Annotated in this window: 11 protein-coding genes and 1 pseudogene; 5 read left to right on the forward strand and 7 right to left on the reverse strand. The window is 70.3% G+C overall.

The window, feature by feature from the left end; all coding sequences use genetic code 11:
- Positions 1–47: 47 nt before the first annotated feature.
- Positions 48–1,538, reverse strand: coding sequence for a CoA-acylating methylmalonate-semialdehyde dehydrogenase (locus HGG74_RS11550; RefSeq protein WP_168486510.1), 1,491 nt, complete (start codon positions 1,536–1,538; stop codon positions 48–50).
- A gap of 236 nt (positions 1,539–1,774) precedes the next feature.
- Here HGG74_RS11550 and HGG74_RS11555 point away from each other — a divergent pair, with 236 nt between their 5' ends.
- Both HGG74_RS11555 and HGG74_RS11560 read left to right on the forward strand, forming a co-directional pair.
- Positions 1,775–2,839 carry a glutathione S-transferase family protein gene (locus HGG74_RS11555; RefSeq protein WP_168486511.1) on the forward strand — a complete coding sequence of 355 codons (1,065 nt, stop codon included), beginning with the start codon at positions 1,775–1,777 and terminating at the stop codon, positions 2,837–2,839.
- Positions 2,840–2,854: 15 nt separating this feature from the next.
- Positions 2,855–3,601: a gamma-glutamyl-gamma-aminobutyrate hydrolase family protein gene (locus HGG74_RS11560; protein WP_168486512.1), complete on the forward strand. Its 747-nt coding sequence runs from the start codon at positions 2,855–2,857 to the stop codon at positions 3,599–3,601.
- A 21-nt stretch (positions 3,602–3,622) separates the two neighbouring features.
- On the opposite strand, the gene HGG74_RS11565 is transcribed toward HGG74_RS11560, so the two are convergent.
- Positions 3,623–4,396 (reverse strand): MerR family transcriptional regulator, encoded by a 774-nt coding sequence (locus HGG74_RS11565; protein ID WP_168486513.1) that lies wholly within the window; start codon positions 4,394–4,396, stop codon positions 3,623–3,625.
- A gap of 122 nt (positions 4,397–4,518) precedes the next feature.
- Here HGG74_RS11565 and HGG74_RS11570 point away from each other — a divergent pair, with 122 nt between their 5' ends.
- Entirely contained in the window at positions 4,519–5,493 is a 975-nt protein-coding gene (locus tag HGG74_RS11570) for a DMT family transporter (RefSeq protein WP_168486514.1), read from the forward strand.
- A gap of 72 nt (positions 5,494–5,565) precedes the next feature.
- Positions 5,566–6,400 (forward strand): annotated as a pseudogene (locus HGG74_RS11575) (transposase family protein).
- A gap of 11 nt (positions 6,401–6,411) precedes the next feature.
- Here HGG74_RS11575 and HGG74_RS11580 read toward each other — a convergent pair.
- The 5 genes from HGG74_RS11580 to HGG74_RS11600 all read right to left on the reverse strand — a co-directional run bounded on the left by HGG74_RS11580 (position 6,412) and on the right by HGG74_RS11600 (position 12,575).
- A complete protein-coding gene (locus HGG74_RS11580) occupies positions 6,412–7,284 on the reverse strand; it encodes a formate/nitrite transporter family protein (protein ID WP_168486515.1) in 873 nt (290 codons plus the stop codon).
- Between the two features lie 256 nt (positions 7,285–7,540).
- Positions 7,541–8,416, reverse strand: a complete 876-nt coding sequence (locus tag HGG74_RS11585) for a 3-hydroxyacyl-CoA dehydrogenase family protein (RefSeq protein ID WP_205761767.1) — start codon at positions 8,414–8,416, stop codon at positions 7,541–7,543.
- The gene (locus tag HGG74_RS11590) at positions 8,413–9,891 is read right to left on the reverse strand and encodes an aldehyde dehydrogenase family protein (RefSeq protein WP_168486516.1); all 1,479 of its coding nucleotides are present in this window, start codon (positions 9,889–9,891) and stop codon (positions 8,413–8,415) included. Before HGG74_RS11590 ends, HGG74_RS11585 begins: the two co-directional genes overlap by 4 nt.
- 25 nt (positions 9,892–9,916) lie before the next feature.
- The gene (locus HGG74_RS11595) at positions 9,917–11,077 is read right to left on the reverse strand and encodes an acyl-CoA dehydrogenase family protein (RefSeq protein ID WP_168486517.1); all 1,161 of its coding nucleotides are present in this window, start codon (positions 11,075–11,077) and stop codon (positions 9,917–9,919) included.
- 58 nt (positions 11,078–11,135) lie between these two features.
- The gene (locus HGG74_RS11600; protein WP_246262849.1) at positions 11,136–12,575 is read right to left on the reverse strand and encodes an aminotransferase class III-fold pyridoxal phosphate-dependent enzyme; all 1,440 of its coding nucleotides are present in this window, start codon (positions 12,573–12,575) and stop codon (positions 11,136–11,138) included.
- Between the two features lie 55 nt (positions 12,576–12,630).
- Between HGG74_RS11600 and HGG74_RS11605 the strand changes: the two genes are divergently transcribed.
- Positions 12,631–14,301, forward strand: a complete 1,671-nt coding sequence (locus HGG74_RS11605) for a PucR family transcriptional regulator (RefSeq protein ID WP_168486518.1) — start codon at positions 12,631–12,633, stop codon at positions 14,299–14,301.
- The last annotated feature ends 24 nt before the right edge of the window (positions 14,302–14,325 follow it).

Consider the following 14,325-nt stretch of genomic DNA (forward strand, 5'->3'; position numbering starts at 1 on the left):
GATGCTTCGGTAGCCATAAAGCTGCCTTTCGGGAGTCCGGCGCCGTCTCAGGCGTTCTGCGGGAAGCCCAGGTTGAGGCCGCCGTGGCTGGGGTCCAGCCAGCGGGTGGTCACGGCCTTGCCCCGGGTGAAGAACTGGAAGCCCTCGGCCCCGTAAGCGTGGGTGTCGCCGAAGAGCGAGTTCTTCCAGCCGCCGAAGGAGTAGTAGGCCATCGGGACCGGGATGGGCACGTTGATGCCCACCATGCCCACCTCCACCTCGTTCTCAAAGCGGCGCGCGGCGCCGCCGTCGTTGGTGAAGATCGCGGTGCCGTTGCCGTACGGGTTGGCATTCACCAGCGCCAGCGCTTCGTCGTAGCTGTCCGCGCGGACCACCGAAAGCACCGGCCCGAAGATTTCGTCGGTGTAGATGGACATCTCCGGGGTGACGTGGTCGAAGAGGGTGGGGCCGAGGAAGAAGCCTTCGCCCTCGGCGTCGGCCTCGACCTGCCGGCCGTCCACGACGACGGTGGCGCCGGCGGCCTCTCCGGCGTCGATGTAGCCGGCCACCTTCTCCCGGTGCGCCCGCGTGACCAGCGGGCCCATATCGGTCCCGCGCAGCCCGTCGCCCACGCGCAGGGTGCGGGTGCGCTCAGCGATCTTGGCCACCAGTTCGTCGCCCGTATCGCCCACGGCCACCAGCACGGAGATGGCCATGCAGCGTTCCCCGGCGGAGCCGTAGCCGGCGTTCACCGCGGCGTCGGCGGCCAGGTCCAGGTCGGCGTCCGGCAGCACGACCATGTGGTTCTTGGCCCCGCCCAGGGCCTGGACTCGCTTGCCCGAGGCAGTGCCGCGTTCGTAGACGTAGCGGGCGATCGGGGTGGAGCCCACGAACGAGACGGCCTTGATATCCCGGTGGTCCAAGATGGTGTCCACGGCCTCCTTGTCGCCGTGGACCACGTTGAACACCCCGTCCGGCAGCCCGGCTTCCTTCCACAGCTCGGCCAGCCAGTTGGCGGCGCCCGGGTCCTTCTCGCTCGGCTTGAGGATCACGGTGTTGCCGGCGGCGATGGCAACGGAGAAGAACCACATCGGCACCATGGCCGGGAAGTTGAACGGGCTGATCACGGCCACCGGGCCCAGCGGCTGGCGGACGGAGTGGATGTCCACCTTGGTGGAGGCGTTCTCGCTGTAGCCGCCCTTGAGCAGGTAGGGCGCGCCGCAGGCCAGTTCCACCACTTCCAGGCCCCGGGCCACCTCGCCCATCGCGTCGGCGAGGACCTTGCCGTGCTCGGCGGTGATGATCGCGGCCAGCTCGCCCTTGCGCGCGTTCAGCAGCTCACGGTAGGCGAAGAGCACCTGGGTGCGGCGCGCCAGCGAGGTATCACGCCACTCGGGGAACGCGGCCCTGGCTGCGGCGACGGCCTGGTTGACGACGGCGGCATCCGCCATGGCGACCTGCGAGGACACCTTGCCGGTAGCCGGATTGGTGACATCCTGCAGGCGGCTGTTCGCCGGGGCAGTGAACGCGCCGTTGATCCAGTGCTGGGTGGTCTGCATGGCATCTCCTTGAAGTTCGGGACTTCCGGTGGCTATGCCACCATCCTTGCGCCGCCGCGCGGCGGCCGCTATTGGCATGCTGTAACGGAAAACGTGTCTGCTCATACAGCATGTAAACGCTGGGTCTTGAAATTCCCGTACTGTCCGCCAAGGCATAAGGATGGTGCGGGACGCCGGGCGACAGCGTCCAGCCGCCTCCCGCCGCTCGTTCCGTTCGCGGCGGCTAGGCTGGGATCATGACCCAAGCAACCAGCACCGAACACAGCACCAAAGGTGCGTACGTCCAGACGGGCGCGGAGTTCAACCGGGATACCAATTACATCGAGGACCGGATCCTGCGCGGCGGGGACAACCCGCGGGAAGGCCGCTGGCCGGTGGAACCGGGCCGCTACCGCCTGATTGCCGCCCGCGCCTGCCCGTGGGCCAACCGCACCATCATCGTGCGCCGGCTGCTGGGCCTGGAGGACGTGATCTCGCTGGGCCTGCCCGGCCCCACCCATGATGCCCGCAGCTGGACCTTCGATCTGGACGAGGACGGCAAGGACCCGGTCCTGGGTATCGAGCGGCTGCAGGAAGCGTACTTCAAGCGGTTCTCCGACTATCCGCGCGGCATCACGGTGCCGGCCATCGTCGACGTCGCCTCCGGCGCCGTGGTCACCAACAGCTACGCGCAGATCACTCTGGACTTTTCCACCGAATGGACCCAGTACCACCGCGAGGGCGCCCCGGACCTTTATCCCGTGCACCTGCGCGAGGAGATGGACCAGGTGATGAAGCGCATCTTCACCGAGGTCAACAACGGCGTCTACCGCTGCGGCTTCGCCGGAAGCCAGGAGGCCTACAACAGCGCCTACGGGCGGCTCTGGACGGCCTTGGACTGGCTGGAGCAGCGCCTGTCGGACCGGCGCTACCTGATGGGGGAGACCATCACCGAGGCGGACGTGCGGCTGTTCACCACCCTGGTGCGTTTCGATCCGGTCTACCACGGCCATTTCAAGTGCAACCGCAGCAAGCTCACCGAGATGCCGGCGCTTTGGGGCTACGTCCGCGACCTGTTCCAGACCCCGGGTTTCGGGGACACCGTGGACTTCGTGCAGATCAAGCAGCACTACTACATCGTCCACGAGGACGTGAACCCCACGCAGATTGTCCCGCAGGGCCCGGACCTGTCCAACTGGCTGACCCCGCACGGCCGCGAAGCCCTCGGCGGACGCCCGTTCGGCAACGGCACCGCCCCCGGCCCGGTCCGGCCCGGCGAGCAGGTCGCCGCGGGCCACAACCCCCTCTACCCCGCCAGCTGACCGCAGGAGCCGCAGATGGACCAGCATCCGGACAGCCGCCCGCGCATCGCTGTCAGCTTCGCGCGGACCGCCGCCAGCCACCCGCCGCATTTCGCCGCCGAATTGGCCAGGCTGGCGGCCCGGGCGGCCGCCGGTGTCGAAGCCGCCGGCGGGGACGCCGTCGTGATCGATTCCGCCTCCGGGGAAGTGTTCAGCGCCGAGGATTTCGACGGCGTGCTGATCCTGGGCGGCGGGGACGTGGATCCCGCCCGCTATGGCGGGAACGCCGCCGAGCCCACCGTCCACGGGGTGGACACCCGCGCGGATGAGACCGAGATCGACCTGGTGGTCGGCGCGCACGAGCTGGGCAAGCCGGTGCTGGGGATCTGCCGCGGCCTGCAGCTGATCAACGTGGCCTTCGGCGGCAGCCTCATCGAGGACCTGGGCAAGGAGTCGGTGCACCGGATCCACCAGGAGCAGGCACCGATGGCCGTCCACAAGGTCGGCATCGAACCGGACTCCATCCTCGCCGGCGCGCTGGGCACCGGCCCGGTGCCGGTCCAGTCCGGCCACCACCAGGCCGTGCGCCGGCTGGGTGACCGCCTGCACGTGGTGGCCAGGGCCGACGACGGCGTGGTGGAGGCCGTCGAGCTGGACCGGCCGGACGAGGGCTGGCTGCTGGCGGTCCAGTGGCATCCGGAGGACGAAGGCTCGCCGGAGGGGCAGCTGGCGGCCCTGATGGCACCGTTTGTTGCAGCCTGCCGCGTGTCGGCCCGGGCCTAGGCCAGCTGCCCGCCGGCCCCGTCAGGCCAGGTGCCGGTCGGCGTAGATCTTCATGGCGTCCCGGACGAACCCGGCCCCGGCCTCGCCGCCATAGTTGGCACTAAATCGCGGGTCCGCCACGTACATCTCGCCCAGCCCGGTGAAGTACCCGTAGCCGACCTCCTGGCCGCCGTTGGCGCCGGCAAGCCAGTGGAACTGGCGCCGGGCCAGCTCCTGTGCCTCGTTACTGTCCGGGGCGGTGCCGGAGGCGGCCGCGTCCACCCAGTCGTTTTGCAGCTGCCGGCTGTGCTCCAGCCAGTCCTGCCGTTCCCGGGTGCTGAGGCTCCGCCACCACCTGTCGCCCTTGGCGTAGGCCTCCCGGCCCCAGCGCTGCTCCACCTCCTCCTTGTACTGTGTGTGGTCGAAGCCGTCGAACATTTCCTCGGGCATGAGCTGTCCGCCCCTTTCCGTAGCGTCGATCGTTTTGCGGACGGCGGCGATCCGGCGTTCCAGCCGGTCCCGCTCCTCGAGCAGGACCGCCAGGTGCGTGTGCAGGGCCGCGGCCGGCCCGGTGCGTCCCTGCAGTACTTTGCCAATCTCCTCCAGGCCCAGCCCCAGGTCCCGCAGCAGCAGGATCCGCTGCAGCTGTAGCAGGCACGCGCCGTCGTAATAGCGGTAGCCGTTGTGGCCCACCCGGCTCGGCTGCAGCAGGCCGGCTGCCTGGTAGTGCCGCAATGTGCGGCTCGTGGTGCCGGCCGCTCTGGCGATCTCCTGGATGGACCATTCGCGTCGGCCGTGCTCCGGGGGAGTCTTCATGGCTACCACTATGGAAGTTGACGCAGCGTCAAGGTCAAGCCCCGGCCGCGGGCCTGCTGCCGGGGGCAGGGAAAGCGCGGCATGTCCCGGCGCCGGGCCCCACCGGTGGCTAGGCTGGAGGGGTGGCTCTTGAACCTCAGACCGGGATCCGGGTGCCGGCTGCCGCCGCCGTCCTGCTGGCCATGGCCGGCGGCGTGGGGCTGGCGGTGCAGAGCAAGCTGAACAACGAACTCGGCCTGGCCCTGCAGGACCGGATCGGGGCGGCGCTGGTCAGCTTTGCCACCGGCTTCGCCGCAGTACTGCTGTTCGCGCTGGCGATGCCGTCGGTCCGGGCGCGGCTGGGCGGGCTGGCCCCGGCCTTCCGGCAGCGCAGCTACCCGCGCTGGTACCTGCTGGGCGGAGCTGTCGGGGCCTTCTACGTCTTCACCCAGACCGCCGCCGTCGGTGCGGTGGGACTGTCCCTGTTCACCATCGCGATCGTGACCGGGCAGCTGGTTTCCGGGCTGCTGGTGGACAAGTTCGGCCTGGGCTCCGGGCGGCCGATTGCGGTCTCTCCGCTGCGCGTGGGGGCGGCGGTGCTCGCCCTGGCGGCCGCGCTGATGGCGGCGGTGCCGCATTTCGACGGCGGCGGACAGCACGGGTTGCTGCTGGTGCTGATGCTCCTGCCGCTGCTGGCCGGGCTGCTGCAGAGCGTGCAGCAGGCCACGCTGGCCCGGGTGGCGGCGGCCCACGGTGGTCCTGCGATCTCGACGCTGCTCAACTTCGGCGTGGGCGTGGTCCTGCTGCTGGCCCTGTGGCTGGCCGCGGCGGCGGCGAGCGGCAGGGCGGTGCTGCTCACCCCGGAATGGTGGCTGTATGCCGGGGGCCCGCTGGGCACCCTGGTGCTTGGCTCGGCCACCATCTGCACGGCCAGCACCGGGGTGCTGGTGATGACTCTGGCGATCACCGGCGGGCAGTTGGTGGGGTCGGTGGTGCTGGATGTGCTGTGGCCCTCGGCCGGAAGCATCGTCGATACCGCGACCTTGGCCGGCATCGGACTGACCTGGCTGGCGCTGCTGCTGGCCGCCAGACCGTGGGGGCGCCGGCAGGCCGGCTAGATGATCTATTCCTATTGACGGGAAGACTGACCGGCACTGCAGACGTGAGGCGGAGAGTGTTAAGCCGGGTTTGTGGACTCACAACTGAACACTGTCCAGACTTCACTGTACGTCTTTCTCACCGGCCGGGTCCTGCCCGATCTCGGTGTCTTCCATGAGCACCGGCCCGCTGCTCGGGGTGTCCTCGGAGGCCGGATGGGTTCGCTACGCGCGTTCCCACCTGGCCGGCATGTTCCCGTACATTCCCCGGCAGCCCGGTTACAACAAGCATGTCCGGGCCGCCGGGGCCCTGGTTGCTGCGGCGGTTACGGCTTTGGCCCGGGACACCCCTTCCTGGTACGACAAGCTGCGCCTGCTGGACTGCGCCCCGGTGCCCTGCGGAACGTCGAGGGAAACCGCCCAACGCTCCGGTCTGGCCCGGAAGGCCGGCTACGGGTACTGCCGCTCCCATCACCGCTATTACTGGGGCCTGCGCCTGCACCTGGTCAGCACCGCCGAGGGCATGCCCGTGGTGTGGTGCCTGGCGCGGCCGGGACCTGGCGAACGCGAAGCGACCGCCGCCTTGCTCGACCGCGACCGGCACCTGGTAGCCGCCGGGCAGGTATTCGTCGGCGACAAGGGTTTCGCCGGCGGCGGGTTCGAGCGCTTCGTCACCGAGGACCTCGGGGCCGTCCTGCTCCGCCCGGACCGCCGGGACGAAAACCCCGGCTCGGCAGCCTCGGCGGCATCCGGCAGTGGGTGGAATCCATCTTTGACACCCTCAAGGGACAGCTCACCTTGGACCAGCACGGCGGCGGACTCTGGACGGGGTCAAGCCTGGAGGGCCTCCCGGCTGCTCGCCCTGGCCGCCGCCATCTGGCGCATTGGCGCACCCCGTAAGCGGTCCCTGACTGCTTACGACCATTAGGAATGGATCATCTAGTGGCGGATTCCGGTTTCGGTGCGTGCGACGTCTCCCCCGGCCGGGAGCTCGAGGTTCCCGGCGGCGTTGGACGGTGCCTTGGTCCGAGCGTGGGTGACGTAGAGGGGCAGCGCCGTGAACAGCAGGCCGCCGACGAGGTTGCCGAGCACCGTTGGGATTTCGTTCCAGACCAGGTAGTCCAGGATGGTGAACTCGCCGCCGAGCAGCAGACCCGACGGGAACAGGAACATGTTAACGATCGAGTGCTCGAAGCCCATGAAGAAGAACAGCATGATCGGCATCCACATCACGATCACTTTCCCGGGGACGTCCTTGGCGATCATGGCGCCGGCCACGCCGATCGACACCATCCAGTTGCACAACATTCCGCGGACGAACAGCGTCAGCATCCCGGCCGCGCCGTGCTCGGCATAGCCAAGCGTGCGCCCCTCGCCGATGTGGCCGATGGCGACACCGACCTCGTTCGGCGGGATGGCGAAACCGTACGTCACGACGACCGCCATCAGCAGGGCCACCGTGAACGCTCCGATGAAGTTTCCAACGAACACCAGCCCCCAGTTGCGGAGCACGCCGCGGACGGTCACGCCGGGTCGCTTGTCCAGGAGCGCCAGGGGTGTCAGGACGAACACCCCGGTCAGCAGGTCGTAGCCGAGCAGGTACAGCAGGATGAACCCGACCGGGAAGAGGATCGCCCCCGCCAGCGGGATGCCGGTGGTCACGCTCACAGTGACGGCGAACGCGGCCGCTAGGGAGAGCAGCGCACCGGCCATCGCCGCGCGCAACACCGTGTCACGGGTGGACATGAATACCTTCGACTCACCAGCGTCGATCATCGTCGTGATCAGATCACTGGGCTTCACATAGGACATGGGATACGCTCCAGGGGTTCGAGCTTCATATGCGGTCAGGGCTGGGCGGCACGGGAAGACCGTATCTGTCCGGTATTTCGGCCAGGTTTCCTCAGCGCCCTGCCGCGTTACTTTTGGCGCACCCTTTCGCTCGTTCGCTGTGAGAAGCCTGCTCTGTCCTTGCCTCGGCAACTCCTGTATACGCCTGCGGCTCCTTGCTGTTCAGGCGACAACCAGGAATCCACCAGGAACGGCACAGCCGCCGCTTGGTTCTTCCTTAGTAGGAATACCACCCCTGGCCGCTCTTGCGGCCCAGCTTGCCCTCGGCCACGAGCGCGGCAACCTGCGGGTCCGGCCGGTCGGCCTCGTCCCCGGTCTCGGCATAGGTGGCCTGGGCAATGAAGTCGATGACGTCCAGGCCCACCATGTCCATCAGCTCGAACGGGCCCATCGGATGCCCCAGCGCGGTGCGCGCGGTGGTGTCGATGTCTTCCTTGCTCGCGATGCCGGCCGCGGCCAGGGCGAGCGCCTCCTTCTGGACGGCGCCCATCAGCCGGTTGGCGATGAACCCGGGAATCTCGCGGTTGATCAGCACCGGCTCCTTGCCGAAGCGGCGGGCCAGCTCCAGGGTGGTCTCCACCGTGGCCTGCGAGGTGGCCTCGTGCCGGACCACTTCCACGCACTTCATCACCAGTGCCGGGTTGAAGAAGTGCATGTTGCACACCCGGTCCGCCCGCCCGGTCGCGGCGGCGACCTTGGAGGAGCCCAGCGTGGAGGAATTGGTGGCCAGGATGGCGTGCTCCGGGGCCAGCTGCCCAATCCGGGCGAAGATCTGTTCCTTGACATCCAGCCGCTCGGTCGCCGCCTCGATCACGAAGTCGGCCCGGGCCGCGGCGGACTCCAGGTCCGTGGAGAAGAACAGCCGGCCCAAGGCAGCTTCCGCCTCTGCAACGGTGAGCCGGCCCTTGGCCACGCTGGTGTCCATCCGCGCGGACAGCTCCGCCTTGGCCTTGGCCAGCATCGGTTCGGAGATGTCCTGGACGGTGGTGTCATAGCCGGCCAGGGCGGCGACTAGGCCAATCTGGCTGCCCATGGTGCCCGAGCCGACCACCAGGATGCGCTCGATGCCGGAAATCGATGGTTCCGGGTTCATGCTGCTCCGCCTCTCAGGTACACGGTGGTGGTGTGGGTGAAGAATTCCCTGGCCGCGGCGCCCTGTTCCTTGGGTCCGTAGCCGCTCTTCTTCGCCCCGCCGAACGGCACGTGCGGATCCGCGCCGGCGGACTCGGAGTTAATATGCAGGATGCCCACGTCCAGTTCGTCGATCGCCTCCAGCGTGCGGGCGACGTCCCGGGTGAAGACCGCCGCGGAAAGCCCGAACTCGCTGTCGTTGGCCAGGCCGAAGGCCTCTTCGGCGTCGGCGGCGCGGCGCAGCGTGAGCACCGGGCCGAAGAATTCCTCGCGCCAGGCCGGGTTCGCGCAGGCCCCGGCGCCGGAGACTTCCAGCACGGTCGGGGCCACGAAAGCCCCCTCGGCCAGCGCACCGCCGTCGTAGCCGCCGGCGCCGTCGGCACCACCCCCGGCCACCACCTGGGCGCCCTGCTGCACCGAGGTGCCGATACCGGCGAGGATGGACTTGCGGGCTGCCTCGCTGACCACCGGGCCCATCTGCACCGCCGGATCGGTCGGATCGCCCACGGTCCAGGCCGCCAGCCGGGTCCGCAGCCGGTCGAGGAACTCGTCGGCGACCGGCTCGGCGACAATCAGCCGCGAGGTGGCCGTGCACTTCTGGCCGGTGGAGCGGAAGGCGCCGAAGAGCACCTGTTCGCTGGCCAGCTCCAGGTCGGCATCGGCCAGCACCACGGCGGCATTCTTGCCGCCCATCTCGGCCTGCATCGGTACCCCGCGGGCGGCGGCCTGGCCGGCCAACTGGCGGCCGACGCCGGTGGAGCCGGTGAAGGTCAGCCCGTCCAGGCTGGGGTGGGAGACCAGGTCGTTGCCCATCGGCCCCGGCCCGATCAGCAGGTTGAGCACGCCGGCGGGCAGCCCGGCCGCGTCCAGCGCCTGGGCCAGGCGCATGGCCAGCAGCGGCACGGCGCTCGCCGGCTTCCAGACCACGGTGTTGCCCCAGACCAGCGCCGGGGCGATCTTCCAGGCCGGGATGGCGATGGGGAAGTTGAACGGGGTAATGACCCCGACGACGCCCAGCGGCTTGCGGGTGATCAGGATCTTCTCGCCGCGGCGGGGGGAGGAGAAGATTTCCCCGGCGCTGCGGTCGGGCTCGTTGCCGTAGTAGCGCAGGATCTGTGCCGCGCGCAGCACCTCGCCGCGGCCTTCGGCAGCCGTCTTGCCCTCTTCCCGGGCCAGTTCCAGGCCCCAGTCGCCGGCGTTCGCCTCGACGACGGCGGCCGCGGCCAGCAGCACCGCGCCGCGCTCATGGGCGGGCGTGCGGGCCCAGTCGCGGGCGGCCCGGCGCGCGGCGGCAACGGCATGGCCGACCTCGGCGGCCCCGGCCTGCCGGCCGCTCGCGACCGTCTCGGACGGGTGGGCCGGGTTGGTGGAGGTGAGCAGACCACCGTCGCCGGTTTCCCAGCGCCCGGCAAGGTAATGCTGCAGTTCGACAGTCATCTTCTTCTCCTGCTGTGGGTTCGGGTTAGCGGAAGGCAGGGATGCCCGTGATCCTGCTGCCCAGGACCAGGGTGTGGACCTCGTCGGTGCCCTCGTAGGTGCGCACGGATTCGAGGTTGTTGGCATGGCGCAGCGGAGAGTAGTCCAGCGTGATGCCGTTGCCGCCGAGGATGGTGCGGGCCTCGCGGCAGATCCCGATGGCCTCGCGGCAGTTGTTCAGTTTGCCCACGGAAATCTGGTGCGGGGCCAGGGTCCCGGCGTCCTTGAGCCGGCCCAGATGCAGGGCCAGCAGGAAGCCCTTGTTGATTTCCAAGGCCATGTCCACGAGCTTCTGCTGGGTCAGCTGGTAGCCGGCCAGCGGCTTGTCGAACTGCAGCCGCTCCTTGGAATAGTCCACCGCGGCCTGCCAGGCGTCCCGGGCCGCGCCCATGGCGCCCCAGATGATGCCGTAGCGGGCCTCGTTCAGGCACTCGAACGGACCCTTCAGCCCCCGGGCGTGGGGCAGCAGCGAGTCGGCGGGCAGGCGCACGTCGGTCAGTTCGATGTCGCACTGGATGGAGGCGCGCATCGAGAGCTTCGGCTCGATCGGGACGGCCCTGAATCCGGGGGTGTCCGTCGGCACGACGAAGCCGCGCACGCCGTCGTCGGTCTGGGCCCAGATGATGGCAACCTGGGCCACCGAGGCCAGGCCGATCCAGCGCTTGGAGCCGTTGAGGATCCAGTCGCCCCCGTCCCGGCGGGCGAAGGTCTTCATGCCGGAAGGATCCGAACCCGCGGTTGGCTCGGTCAGGCCGAAACAGCCGATCGCCTCACCCCTGGCCATCGCCGGCAGCCAGTGGTTCTTCTGCTCCTCGGAGCCGTGTTTGTGGATCGCGCTCATGGCCAGCGAACCCTGCACCGAAACGAAGGTGCGCAGCCCGGAGTCCCCGGCCTCCAGTTCGGCGCCGGCCAGCCCGTAGTCGACGGCGGAGCGGCCGGCGCAGCCGTAGCCGGTCAGGTGCATGCCCAGCAGGCCCAGTTTCGCCAGTTCGGGCACGATCTCCAGCGGGAAGACTGCCTTCTCGTACCAGCCGGCAATGTTCGGCTTGATGGCCGACTCCACGAAGGAGCGCACGCTCTTCTGCAGCAGCCGCTCCTCCTCGGTCAGCAGGGATTCGAAGCTGATCAGGTCATAGTCAAGGGACATGGTGTGCTTTCTCTCAGGTAGCGGGGCAGGGGTGGCAATGGGACTGGTGACGGCGGGTTCAGGCGAGGGCGGAAGCTGCGGCTGCGGCGGTGCTGTCGCCGGCTTCCCCGGCGACCTCCAGGATCGTCTGGCGGAGCACCTGGAGCCCGTCGATGAGCAGCTCCTGGCCGATGACCAGCGGCGGCAGCAGCCGGATGATGTTGCCGTGTGTTCCGCAGGTCAGCGTCAGCACGCCCTGCGCATGGCAGCGGGCGGAGATTTCCTTGGCCAGGTCCGCACGCGGTGCCAGGGTGTCCCGGTCCGCGAACTCGAGGGCGAGCATGGCGCCGCGGCCGCGGAACTCGGCCACCACCCCGGTCTGCCGGACCAGTGGTTCCAGCACTTCGCGGGCCGCGGCCTCGATGGCCCGGGCATTGGCCAGCAGGGAGCCGTCCTCGAAGGCCTCGAATACCGCCAGGGCCGCCTCGCAGGCCAGCGGGTTGCCGGCGTAGGTGCCGCCGAGCCCGCCGGTGTGCACGGCGTTCATCAGTTCGGCCCGGCCGGTCACCGCGCTCAGCGGCACGCCGTCGGCCAGCGCCTTGGCGCTGAGTGTGAGGTCCCCGGCGATGCCCTCGTGCTCGCTGGCGAAGAGCATGCCGGTGCGGCCCATGCCGGCCTGGATCTCATCGACCACCAGGATGATGTTGTGCCGGTCCGCGATCATGCGCAGTCCGGCCAGGAAGCCGGGGGCCGGGACCACGAAACCGCCCTCGCCCTGGATGGGCTCGATCACCATGGCGGCGAATTCTTCCGGTCCATGCTCGGCCAGCGTGGCCTCGACCGCGGCCAGGGCCGCGGCAGCCACGGCTTCCGGACCCTCCGGCGCCGCGGGGGAGCGAAGCGGGTTGGCGGACGGTGCCCGCACGATCCCGGCCGGGAACGGGCCGAAGTTGAGCTTGTAGGGGTTGACCTTGGCGGTCATCGCCATCGTCAGCAGGGAGCGGCCGTGGTAGGCCTCGTCGAAGACGAGCACCTTTTCGCGTCCGGTGGCGGAGCGGGCGATCTTGACCGCATTCTCCACGGCCTCGGCACCGGTGGAGAAGAGCGCGGTGCGCTTCTCGAAGCTGCCCGGGGTGTGCTCGTTGAGCCACTTGGCCACCTGCGTGAAGGACTCGTACTCGGTGACCATGAAGCAGGTATGCGTGAAGCGCTCCAGCTGGGCGGCGATGCGTTCGCGGACCCGCGCATGGCTGGCGCCGATGCTGGTCACGGCGATGCCGGAGGCGAAGTCGATGATCCGGTTGCCGTCCACGTCCTGCAGGATGCCGCCGCCGGCCCGGTCGATGAAGACCGGCAGGGCCACACCGAAGCCGTCGGTGACGTGCGCCCGACGTTCGGCGTGCAGGGCCTGCGAGCGCGGGCCGGGGATGGCCGTGGCCAGGTGGCGTGTCTGGGGGAGCGGGTCAGGCAGGGAATCCGTCATGGGCACCACCGTAAGGGCCAGCGACGTTCCGGTCATTGGATGTCCTGTCCAATTTTCGGATAATCCGGACAGCTTGCTGCATAATCGGGCCATGGTTTCGCTCGCACAGCTGTGCAGCCGGCTGGGGAGTTCCCTGCAGCCCGCGGCCGGCGGCACTGTCCCCGGCCGGCAGCTTTCCGGCGTGCACATTTCGGAGCTGGAAGACCCGACGCCCTACCTGGAGGGCGGGGAACTGCTGCTCACCACCGGCATCCCGCTGCGCGGCGCCGCCGGCGGCTCCCGCCAGCCCGGTCCGGCCGGCCCGTTGAACCAGGCCAACACAGCTGCCTACGTGCGCCGGCTCGCCGAGCGTGGCGTCGCGGCGCTGGGCCTGGGCCTGGGCGAGGGGCTGGACGAGGTCCCGGAGGCCCTGGCCGGGGCCTGCCGGGCCGAGCGCCTGGAGCTGCTGGTGGTTCCGGACGGGGTGCCGTTCATGGACGTTTCCCGCGCGTACTGGGACCTGGCCGCCCAGAGCGGCCAGGCGGACCTGGTCGCCGGGCTGGGCACGCAGACAGCACTGGCCCGGTCGGCCCTGCGGCCGGATGCCCTGCCCGCCGTCGTCAAGGGCCTGGCCCAGGCCCTCGGCGGCTGGGCCGCCTACCTGCCCGCGGACGGCGGGCCTGAGACCTTCTGGCCGGGCAGCGTGGCGGCACTGGTGCCGGAGCTGCGGCAGGAGACGGTGCGGCTGAACCAGGCCGGCGCCCCCGCGGCGGCAACCTTCGGCCTGCACGGCGGCGCGGTGGTGGAGTACCCGATCCTGGTGGGCCGGCGGATCGAGGGGTTCCTGGCCATCGGTGCCGGGCGGACACTGGCCAAGGCGGACCGGCAGATCATCCTCACCGTCTGCGTGCTGCTGTCGCTGAAGGCCCAGCAGCGCCAGGAGCTGGCCGGTACTTCGGCGGCGCTGGGAGCGGCGGTGGCCAAGCTGGTGCTGCGCGGCCACGCCGAAGCGGCCCGGCTGCTGGCCGCCGACACCGGGCTGGGACCGCTGGCCGAGCGGGTGCGCGTGCTGGCGGTCCGCGGCGGCAGCCCGGAGCGGCTGGGCGCACTGGCCGGCCTGGTACCGGCGCTGGCCGCGCAGGAGGAGCTGCCGGGGCTGGCGGAGCAGTTGGCCGCATGCGTCTTCCGGCTTGCCGAGGACGGCCTGGCCTGGTTCCTGCTGCCCGCCGACCCGGCCCCGGGCTCCGGGCCCGGCACCGCAGCGGACAACCTGGCGCAGCCGTGGCAGGAATGGGGCTGGGACCAGGATGGCTGGGAACAGGGCGACGCCGGTAGCGTGCCCGCGAAGCCGGGCGCCGCCGTCGTGCCCGGGCCGCCGCCGGCCGCGCCCGCGCGTCCGGCGGACGACGGCGCCGGCCTGCCCGGGGCCGCGCTCACCGAACCGCTGGCCCTGGCCGACGTCGCCGGCCGGGCCGCCGCGCTGCGGCAGGCCGCACTGCAGGCCCCGGCCGGGGAGCTGGTGGGCACCGGCGGAGGCGCCGAGGCCCGCGCCGACGGGTGGGTGGACCGGCTGGCCGCCTACAGCCGGGCGGACCTGCCGGGCACGGTGGCCGCGTACCTGCGCCACCGCGGGCACTGGGAGGAGGCGGCCCGGGAGCTGCAGGTGCACCGCAACTCGCTGCGGCACCGGATGGCGGTGGCCGGACGGCTGGCCGGGCTGGATCTGGACGATCCGGACACCGCCGCCCACCTCTGGCTGGCGCTGCGCCGCCGCGGGCTCTGACCCGCCGCCGTCAGCTTCCGCGGC

The organism is Arthrobacter mobilis (assembly GCF_012395835.1).
Lineage (GTDB): Bacteria > Actinomycetota > Actinomycetes > Actinomycetales > Micrococcaceae > Crystallibacter > Crystallibacter mobilis.